This window comes from Herbaspirillum sp. YR522, from assembly GCF_000282575.1.
Classification (GTDB): Bacteria; Pseudomonadota; Gammaproteobacteria; order Burkholderiales; family Burkholderiaceae_D; genus Herbaspirillum.
Map to the genome: position 1 here is coordinate 1 of NZ_AKJA01000079.1, position 9,212 is coordinate 9,212.

General features: G+C 66.4%; 6 protein-coding genes and 1 pseudogene. 3 read left to right on the forward strand and 4 right to left on the reverse strand.

The genetic code is table 11. The features are described 5' to 3' along the window. The 3 genes from PMI40_RS11585 to PMI40_RS11595 all read right to left on the reverse strand — a co-directional run. Positions 1-1,458: lipopolysaccharide assembly protein LapB (locus tag PMI40_RS11585; protein WP_008115405.1), on the reverse strand; the 1,458-nt coding region annotated here is incomplete at its 3' end. A gap of 29 nt (positions 1,459-1,487) precedes the next feature. Beyond that, a complete protein-coding gene (locus tag PMI40_RS11590) occupies positions 1,488-3,659 on the reverse strand; it encodes a glycosyl transferase family protein (protein WP_008115407.1) in 2,172 nt (723 codons plus the stop codon). 11 nt (positions 3,660-3,670) lie between these two features. Next, on the reverse strand, positions 3,671-5,968 hold the full coding sequence (locus tag PMI40_RS11595; protein WP_157221505.1) for a cellulose biosynthesis cyclic di-GMP-binding regulatory protein BcsB: 2,298 nt from the start codon (positions 5,966-5,968) through the stop codon (positions 3,671-3,673). A 606-nt stretch (positions 5,969-6,574) separates the two neighbouring features. Here PMI40_RS11595 and PMI40_RS11600 point away from each other — a divergent pair. Genes PMI40_RS11600 through PMI40_RS11610 form a run of 3 tightly spaced genes read left to right on the forward strand, consistent with a single transcriptional unit; the run spans position 6,575 to position 8,436 of the window. Beyond that, a complete protein-coding gene (locus PMI40_RS11600; protein ID WP_008115411.1) occupies positions 6,575-6,799 on the forward strand; it encodes a hypothetical protein in 225 nt (74 codons plus the stop codon). 28 nt (positions 6,800-6,827) lie between these two features. After that, positions 6,828-7,466 (forward strand): ATP-binding cassette domain-containing protein, encoded by a 639-nt coding sequence (locus PMI40_RS11605; protein ID WP_008115413.1) that lies wholly within the window; start codon positions 6,828-6,830, stop codon positions 7,464-7,466. Between the two features lie 43 nt (positions 7,467-7,509). Beyond that, complete coding sequence (locus PMI40_RS11610) at positions 7,510-8,436, forward strand: glutaminase (protein ID WP_008115416.1); 927 nt, start codon at positions 7,510-7,512, stop codon at positions 8,434-8,436. Positions 8,437-8,633: 197 nt separating this feature from the next. Here the strand turns inward: PMI40_RS11610 and PMI40_RS11615 are convergent. Then, positions 8,634-9,212, reverse strand: a pseudogene (locus PMI40_RS11615) (hypothetical protein); the annotation flags it as partial.

A 9,212-nucleotide genomic window follows, 5' to 3' on the forward strand; every position in this document is an offset into this window, starting at 1 on the left:
GAGCGGCAGGCCGCCCGCCTCCAGCGCGGCGCGGTAATCGGCCAGGGCCTGGTCGCGGCGCCCCAGCCGTTGGCGAATGGCGCCACGTCGCGCCAGCATCGGGCCGGGCTCGACTGCTTGCCGGTCCAGGGCGTCGGTGGCGGCGGCGTCGGCGGCAAGCCAGCGTTGCGCCGCGACCAACGCGTCCAGCTGCAGCATGCGGTAATCGGCATTGTCGGGCGATTGCTGCAGCGCCATGCCGGCGGCGTCGGCGGCGCCCGCGTAATCCTTCTGTTCCATGGCGCGATAGGCCAGGACCGCCTGCTCGTAACCGGGCTCGCGGGGCAGCTCGCCCGGCACCACCACGCAGCCGTCGAGGGCGGCGCCGGTACTGCAATCGAGGGCCGGCACCGGGAACTGCCTGGCCGTCAGCGGCGCAGCATCGGCTGGCCAAGCCTGCTCATGCAGCGCCAGGGAGGCACGTCGATAGCGTGTGAGCGCCTGTTGCGCGGCCTGGCGCGTCTGGCGCCACTGCGCCGCGCGCAGCGGGTCGCCCAGGTCGACGCCGGCCTCGTCGAGCAACGCCAGCGCACGCTGCGGGCGTTGCAGCGCAAGCTCGGCGTCGGCCTGCAGCAGCCAGGCCGGCACTTGCTCGACACCGCGTGCCAGCGTGCGCGCCTGGGTAAAGTCGGCCATGGCCTGTTCCACCTGGCCCTGCCGCAGGCGCGCATATCCGCGCAGCAGCAGCGGCCCGGCTCGCCACTCGTCGCGGGCGCGCGCTTCATCGGCCACCTGTTCGGCCTGTTGCAATTGCCCGTCGCGCAACAGCGCCGTGGCCAGCAACAGCCGGTAGGAAAGATTCTCGGGGACGTACCGCACTGCCATGCGCGCAGCGGCCAATTCGGCGGCCACGTCGTCGCCTTGCCGGGCCTGCATGGCCAGGGCGGCCTGCATGGCGCCCATCTCGCGCTGCAGCTCGAGCTGGCGCCGCTGCAATGGCAGGCTGGCTCCTGCGACCTGCCGGCCCTGCGCCAGCGCCTGCGCGGCCTGCTCATATTGACGGGCCTGGATCAGCGCGTTGCCCAGCAACAGCCAGTAGGCGTCGTTGCGGGGCGACTTCGCCACCGCCTGGCGCGCCAGCCTGACGGCGTCGTCCTGGCGCCCGGCGGCGGTGGCGCGGTAGGCGGCGCTGGCGTCGGCATAACCGGCGTCGCGCGTGGCCGCGCCTGCCGAGCGTTGCTCACGCAGCTGGCGCAACTGGCGCCGCAACTCCATCGAATCTGGACGCAGCCGGATGGCTTCGCGCAGTTGCGCCTGCGCACGCTGGAAGTCGCCGCGCGCCGATGCCGCATACGCCTGCTGCGCCAGTCGATAGGCCGGGCCCGACAAGGGCAGCGGCACTACCTGCGTTTGGGCCTGCGCCAGTGGGGTGGTCAACAGAGCGGCCAGCAGGGTCAACAGAGGGCGGGGTGGTTTCATGTTCTTGTTCTCATCGCTATGACAGGATTTCAGGCCGGGCCTGCGCGACCTTGCAGCAGCAGGCTGCGCTGCTGGTTGACGGCCTGTTCGATGGCCTCGCGCGAGATCACCGACTGGTCGACCAGGTAATCGCCGATGCGTCCATGCCGGTCGGGCTGGTAGCGCGTCATGGCCGCTTCGAACACGGCCCGCGACAACAAGCCACTGGTGATCAGCAAGTCGCCCAGCAGCGGCACCCGGGCCTCGGTCTGGTCGCGATCGAAGGCGTTGCGCTGACCGCGCAGCAGGCGCAGCCCGGCGGCGATCTCGGACTCGCGTGCCACCATGGCAAACGGTGCGCGACCCAATGTCGCTTCCAGTTCGGCGCGCGCCTGTTCGCTCAGGGCGCTGGCCACGGCGATACGCGCCAGGCCCTCGTCGGGATGGCCGTCGGTGCCGGGGCCGAGATAGAGTGCCCGCAGCCGGGCGCAGGCCTCGTGCGGCAACTGGCCGGCGTGGCGCTCGACCAGTTCCCGGGTCAGCGTCACGCGCGGCAGGCGCTCCTGGTAGGCCAGCGCCTCGGCCAGGGTTTCCTCATCCAGCCAGCCATGCGAGACCATCACCGAGCCCAGTGGCATGCGCGTCCGGCGTTGCTCTTCCAGCGCGCGCGCCAGGGTCGCCTCATCCACCGCCTGCCAGGTCTTGAGCAGGTCGCCCAGGCGCTGGCGGGGCCGGGTCGCCGCACCCTCGTTGGGAAAATCGTGCATGGTCTTGTCCCAGGCCAGTGCGCGGCCTGCGAACAGGTAGAGCAGGAACAGGCGCCAGGCACGGGCAACGGCCATGAAGTTGACGAAGTTGGCCACCACCATGCGCGGCAGGGCCATCAATCCATGCCGCCAGCCATATAACTGGGTGGTGAAATAGAAACGATGCGCGGCGCGGTTGATCATGGCCAGCGCATTGAGCAACAGTACCGTGCGCCACCATCCGTCGCCGGCCAGCAGCGGCGGGTAGAACACGTCCCACCACTGGAAGGTGGTGGCGGCCGAAAAGACCAGGAACTGCAACGCCAGCACATAGGCCAACATGCTGACGAACGCCGTGACGACGCCCTTGCGGTCATGCAGCAGCAGGTAGCGCTCGGCCAGCGACCCCTTCCATTCCATCTGTTCCCAGCTTTGCAGGCCGATGCCGATCACCCAGCGCGCCTTCTGTCGATAGGCCTGGCGAAACCGGTCGGGAAAATATTCGCGTACCGCCAACGGGATCTCGAGGGTGCTGTCGATGGTGCGCCGGGCATCGCCGAAGAACCATGGCTTGCGACGCACCGTGTACTTGACCGGGAAGCGGGCAAAGATGGTCTGCATGCCCATCTGCGCCAGGCGCGTACCGACTTCGTAGTCTTCGGTCAGGCTGGCCACGTTGAAGGGTTCGCCGTCGGACTCGGCCATCAGTCCCAGCAATGCCCGCCGCGAGAAGCAGGTTCCGACGCCGGCCGAGGGCACCATGCCGGCGACGCTCTCGCGCACCATCATGTCCTTGGCATGGCTCTCGGCAAATTCGTCCATGTAGGTGCCCGCCACCAGCTCGAACCATTCGCGCTCCAGCGACGCCACCGGCAATTGGATCATGTCCTTGCGCGGGAGCAGGTAGTTGAAGAACTTCAACTCCTGCGGGTGCAGCACATCCTCGCTGTCGTGCAGCACCATGCCGGCGAATTCGACGCCGTGGCGCTGCTCGTAGGCGAAGATCGCCTTGACGACCCAGTTCAGGCAATCGGCCTTGCAAGTCGGGCCGGCGTGCGGTACCTCGACCCGGTGCAATTGCTTGTAGCGCACCCGCATGCGCTCGACCTCCTCGATGGTACCGGCGTCGTTGACATAGGTGCCGACGAAGATCTGGTAGTGGTGATAGTCGAGCACGGCCACCATGTCCTCGACCATCTGGGCGATCACGTCGCGTTCCATCCAGGCCGGCACCATGATGGCCATCGGCTGCTCGTAGCGCTGGTGCAGTTGCTGCACCGTCAGCGGCGTGCGCACCCGGTCGATGGTCAAGCGCCGGTAGATGCGGCGGGTCCAGTACCAGAGGTCGAAGAACAGGTCATCCAGCGCCGAGAGCAGGATCAGGATGGCCACCACGGCGGCAGCGATCTCCAGCGCCGAATAGTAGTTGGCGAACAGGAAATCAAGCTGGGCCGTGGCATTGGCGGTGGTAAACATGGCCGGCCCCGTTACTCGTCCCGCTTCTTCTGCTGCAGCCCGGCCTCACGGGCACGCTCCTGCTCGGCCGCACGGCGGCGACGGGCGCGGCTGGCCAGCACCAGCATCAGCACGAACAACGCAATGATACTCAGCGGCACCACCCACCACAGGATGTCGGGGATCGTGATCGACGGTGCATCCTGCACATAGTCGCGGCCGCTGTCGTCGCTGGTATCGATCTCGGACAGCAAACCCGCATTGCCGATGGCGGCCACGTTGCCCGACGACAGCTGGAACGGCTTGGCCAGGGCGGGCGCGGCCCGGCCGACGCTACGCCACACCACCCCGGCCTGACCGCCAGCCTGGGTGACCTCGACGATGCCAAGCCGGTCGAAGCCGCTGACGTCGAGCATGGGCTTGTTGCTGCGGTCGTTGAGTACCAGGGTGTTCTGCTTGACCACGACCAGGCTCTTGTCGTCCTTGAAGCCGGTATCGAAGGCCAGGAAGTTGCCGCCAGGCTGCGCCTGGACGCCATCGTCGACTACTTTCATCGTGGTGCGACCGGCCGGCAGGCCGGTGCTGGCGGCCACCATGACCACCCGCTGCAGGGTGGTCGCGGCGTCGGCCAGGTAGGCCTTGGGAACCAGCAATTCGGCGCCGGTGGCGAAGCGTCGTACCATGCCGGTGAAGTTGTCTTCGTCCTTGGCCCGCTCCAGCTTGACGTGACTCGACGCCAGCACGGCGACCGGGAACGGTTGCGGTGTCTCGCGGCAGTTGTCGCTCGACGGCTGTCGCACGAACGCCACCCTTATCTGGTTCTGCGCCGCCAACGCATGGGGCGCGATCCGGGCGCTGATGCGCTCGCGCTGGCCATTGGCCTGCAAGTGCGAAGCGCCCAGCAAGACATCATTGAGAAACACCGAGACCACCGGCGGCGTGCGCCCGGCACCCGGCGCGGCCGAGACGTCGAGCACCAGCTCGGAGGGCAGGCGTCCATCGCTGGCGACTTCGGCGATATCGAACGACGCCGTCCAGTCGGCGCGGCTCATCACATCGAAGCTGCCCGGCGCACCCCCCAGGTTCTTGAGCAGGATGTACGGCTCTTTGGACACCGGCTTGTGGGCGCTGCGCGCCACCAGCGCGGGCGAGCCGCTGATGTTGCGCCAGTAGGCGTCGAACATGCTGGCGAAGGCGGTACCGGATTGGGGACCGGCCAGGATCACCGGTCGCCCGAAGGCCGAGACCAGTCGCAACTCGGTCGGTTGCAGGCCGTCGGTGCGCGGCTGCAGGCGCGTGCGCCACTGGGCGAATGCCGCCGAGGCATCGGGCGCGGCCGTGCCAACCTGCGCGGCCAGTGCATCGAGGGCGCCGTTGATGCGCTCCAGCAGGACCCGGTCACCCACCAGGATGTCACCCCGCAACTGGCCGTCGAAACCGTTCTGTCCCAGCGACAGCAGGGCACCGATCTCTGCCTGGTCCTTGAGCACGTGGCTACCTTCGCCAGCCAGGGCGGCGAAGGCGGGAATCACGCGCAGCGCCGGCGGCACCTTCAGGCGCGACAGGTCGATGCGCTCGCCTACCGCGGGCATGGTCGAGATGGTGCTGTGCTTGCCGGCCCGTTCCAGCGCCACGCCGATACGCCAGGCCGTGTCATACGACTGGGCATCGAGCTGGCGGCCGGCGACCATGATCGAGGTCACCGCGGGCAATGCGCCCCAGGCGGTGCGCAGGTCGCCGATGGCGCGACTGTCGTAGCGATAGCTGAAGCTGGAATCGGGTTCGACCCGCAGCACGTTGCCCGGCGTGCGTGGATCGGAGCACTGGGTCTGGCCCGACAGCATGGTGCTCCAGTTGACCGACAGGCGCACGAAACCATTGGGACGCGGCGCGCCATCGATGCCCAGGGTCAGGCCTGCATTGCCCTGGTCGGCCGTCATGGCGCGCGCGGCGGCCGGAAAGGTATCGACACCCAACACCATGGTGGTGCGTCCACCGTCGGCGCGCAGATAACTGGCATCCATCTTCAGCGTGGCGTCGGCCAACGGCACATTGGCCGGCACCGGCAGGTAGATCTCGCGGCTGCTGTCATTGGAGGCCAGTACCAGGGGCGTGGCAAAGCCGAGCGTCGAGAGGGTCTCGCGCCGATCGATCCAGTTGTCATCGTTGAGCTGCTGGAAGGCCGCCGCCACGCCGCCGGCCGGCGGCGCCGCACGGACCGCGGCAGGCACCAGCAGCGACAGGCACAGGGGCAACAGCGAGGCAATGCGACCGGCGCGGGCCGGTGCGATGCGGGAAGCGAGGGGGAGGGTGGGGCGAGTGTCGAGCAAGATCATGGTTTCCTGTCACGAAAGAGCTGCCTTGCAGCCAGGCGCTCGCGGCGCAGGCTGCCGCCGACGTGGTCAATGGCGAGGCGGGGGCTTGTTAGTCTTGGATTCTTTGTGATGCGCAATCTTATGCGAGAGCCGGAGGCACGCCACCTACTCTTCAGTGCTGCTGCTTTACGACTTGGTAGCATCTCACTTGGTTGCACAGCCGGGACGTTGTTACGACAACAACTGCAGTTTTGGTAACGGGCACCTGCCACGCAGCGCGCAGGAATATAAGCGAGTGCGGCAACCGTGCGCTTGCCTAAAAGTTAGTCACCTCTACGGCCGCCAGGGAAAATCCTGCCCCACCCACGCGGGCGGTCGCCATGGGAGCCTGTACAAAAACAGCACGCCGTCGATGGCGAGCAGCGCATCGGCGGGCGCCGGGTGGTCACCGTCGCACGGCAAGATGTATCAAGATGTTACGGGTCGCGGCTGGCCGTTTCCCTGTCACAACATCGCGATCTGCGCCGACATCTTCTATAATCGCAGGCAGGAGACAATCATTGCGAATGGCCGCCGCGCAAGCCGCGCCGGGCCAGATCGTAAATAACCACAGGCATCGCCATGGCACTTTATTTCAAGAACAAGCGACGCAAGACCTTCCTTGGTGCGCCGGTAGGCTGGCCGCTGATGTGCGTCATGGCGCTGGACCTGTTCATCGCCGGCCTGATGGTGCTGTCGGACCATGACTGGGCGGCACTGATATTGTTATATCCCCCCACGGCACTGGCCATCGCCATGATCGCCGACGCCCGCAAGGACAAGCCGCTGGCCCATCCTCCGCGCTGACAATGGCGGCTTTCATCGCATCCACCCCATGAGTGATTCTGCAGACCTGGCGCGTGCGCTGACCGCCAGCAAACTCGATTTCGGCTTTCCCGGCCATGACCTGTTCAAGGGCCTTTCGGCGGTGCTGGTGCCAGGGGTCAACCTGGTGCGCGGCGGCGACGGACGAGGCAAGACTTCGCTGTTGCAGCTGTTGGCTGGCCAATTGCCGGCCAGCTCCGGGACCCTGGAATTGAACGGCGCCCGGCTGGACCTGGATGCCGGGCAATATCGGCGCCAGGTGTTCTATATCGAGCCGCGTACCGAGGCCTATGACGAGGTGACGCCGCCCGAGGTGTTCGCCCAATTGCAGGCGCGCCATCCGTCGTTCGACCAGTCCCTCATCGCACCACTTTGCGAGGGCTTGTCGCTGACACCCCATCTCGAGAAGAAACTGTTCATGCTGTCGACCGGCAGCAAGCGCAAGGTCTACCTGGCAGCGGCGCTGGCCGCCGGTGCCCCGCTGACGTTGCTCGATGACCCCTTCGCCGGCCTGGACCAGGCCTCGATCAACTTCGTCAGCAATGCACTCGACGCGCAAGCCGTCCAGGCCAGGCAGGTGTGGGTGCTGGCGATGGCCCAGACACCGACCGGCATCAGGCTGGCCACGACGGTCGATCTGGGCGATTGAGTTGATGGCATGATGTGTCCATCTCAACCGATGGGCACCGACCATGACCACTGTCACCGATTTCACGCCGATGCTGCAACAGGTGCTCGAGGAAGTCCGTCCACTGACGTTGCAGGGCAAGGTGGCCGACTACATTCCCGAGCTGGGGCACGTCGATCGCAACAAGCTCGGTATCGCGCTCTACCTGCCCGACGGTGGCGTCTTCTGCGCCGGCGACGCGCACGAGCGCTTTTCGATCCAGAGCATCTCCAAGGTCTTCACGCTGATCATGGCCTACCGCCGGCTGGGCGACACGCTATGGCAACGGGTGGGGCGGGAGCCATCGGGTACGCCATTCAATTCGTTGATACAGCTCGAGACCGATCTCGGCATTCCGCGTAATCCCTTCATCAATGCCGGGGCGCTGGTGGTGAGTGACATCCTGTGCAGCCAATACGTCAATGCGCACCTGTCGATCCTGGAATTCATGCGCCAGATCAGCGGCGTGGACGACATCAACTTCAACACCCGGGTGGCGCGTTCGGAAGCCCAGCACGGCTACCGCAACGCTGCCATGGCCAATTTCATCAAGAGCTTCGGCAATCTGAAGGCGCCCGTGGAGGACGTACTGCAGACCTATTTCCGCCAATGCTCGATCGAGATGAGTTGCGCCGAGCTGGTCCGTGCGGCACAGCTGCTGGTGCACTACGGCACCACGCCCGATGTCAGCGAGGCCTTGCTCACGCCCAGCGAAGTACGACGCGTGACGTCCATCATGCTCACCTGTGGCACCTACGACGCGGCGGGCGACTTTGCCTTTCGCATCGGCCTGCCGGCCAAGAGCGGCGTCGGCGGCGGCATCCTGGCCGTGGTGCCGGGGCGCATGGCGCTGTGCGTATGGTCGCCGGCGCTGGACTACCACGGCAATTCGCTGGCCGGCAGCCGGGCGCTTGAGTTGTTCTCGGCGCGCTCGGGCTTTTCGATCTTCTGAGCGGTGAGCGCGCACGAAAAAAAGCGCCGTGGCGAGCCACGGCGCAATAACCTCACGAAGGATGGTAGAGCAATTGCAGGGTAATGCTGTAGATCGGTGTTACTTCAAGGCTGCCTTAGAACACCAGAATCAGCAGCAGGATAAGTGGGATCGGTACTCCCAGCAGCCACAGCAGGATCGCAGGCATGATGGTCTCCTCAGTTGTTGACGACAGGTTGGGACGGTGCCACCGCACGAGGCGCGGCAAAGTCGGGAAGGTCGCGGCGACGGCCGCCATAGGTGGCCGAGAAGCTGGCGATGAAGGCGCCGCACAGCAGCGACAGGAACATCCACATCGAGCCATAGGCAGCAGCCTTGCGCGCGGCATCGGCGGCTTCGCGTGCCTTCACGGCAGCGTCATCGACCGACTTCTTGTAGGCGGCAAAGGTGTCATTGACACGCTTTTCCGCATCGGCCTGGCTCATGCCGGTACGGCGCGCCACCACTTGGGCCACGTAGGTACGGTCGGCATCGGTCAGCGCACCATTGCTCAGGGCATAGGTAAAGATGCGTGCCACTTCCATGCGTTGTGCCGGGCTGGTGCCGTCGCGTCCTTCATCCGGTCCACGACCGGCTGGCAGGGCCAGCGGAGCGGCATCCGCAGCCGGGGCGGGAGCACCGCCGGGTGCCGCCGGTGCGGTCGTATTGGGCGCACGGAACAGGCCATCGATGAAATACCCTGACGCAGCGTCGGCGACATTGCCGTTGCTGCCGGCCGCGCCTGCGGCTGGCGGACC

Coding starts and splice junctions, on each gene's coding strand:
- PMI40_RS11605 (WP_008115413.1), top strand. CDS start 6,828: ATGAGTGATTCTGCAGACCTGGCGCGTGCGCTGACCGCCAGCAAACTC.
- PMI40_RS11610 (WP_008115416.1), top strand. CDS start 7,510: ATGACCACTGTCACCGATTTCACGCCGATGCTGCAACAGGTGCTCGAG.
- PMI40_RS11600 (WP_008115411.1), top strand. CDS start 6,575: ATGGCACTTTATTTCAAGAACAAGCGACGCAAGACCTTCCTTGGTGCG.
- PMI40_RS11590 (WP_008115407.1), bottom strand. CDS start 3,659: ATGTTTACCACCGCCAATGCCACGGCCCAGCTTGATTTCCTGTTCGCC.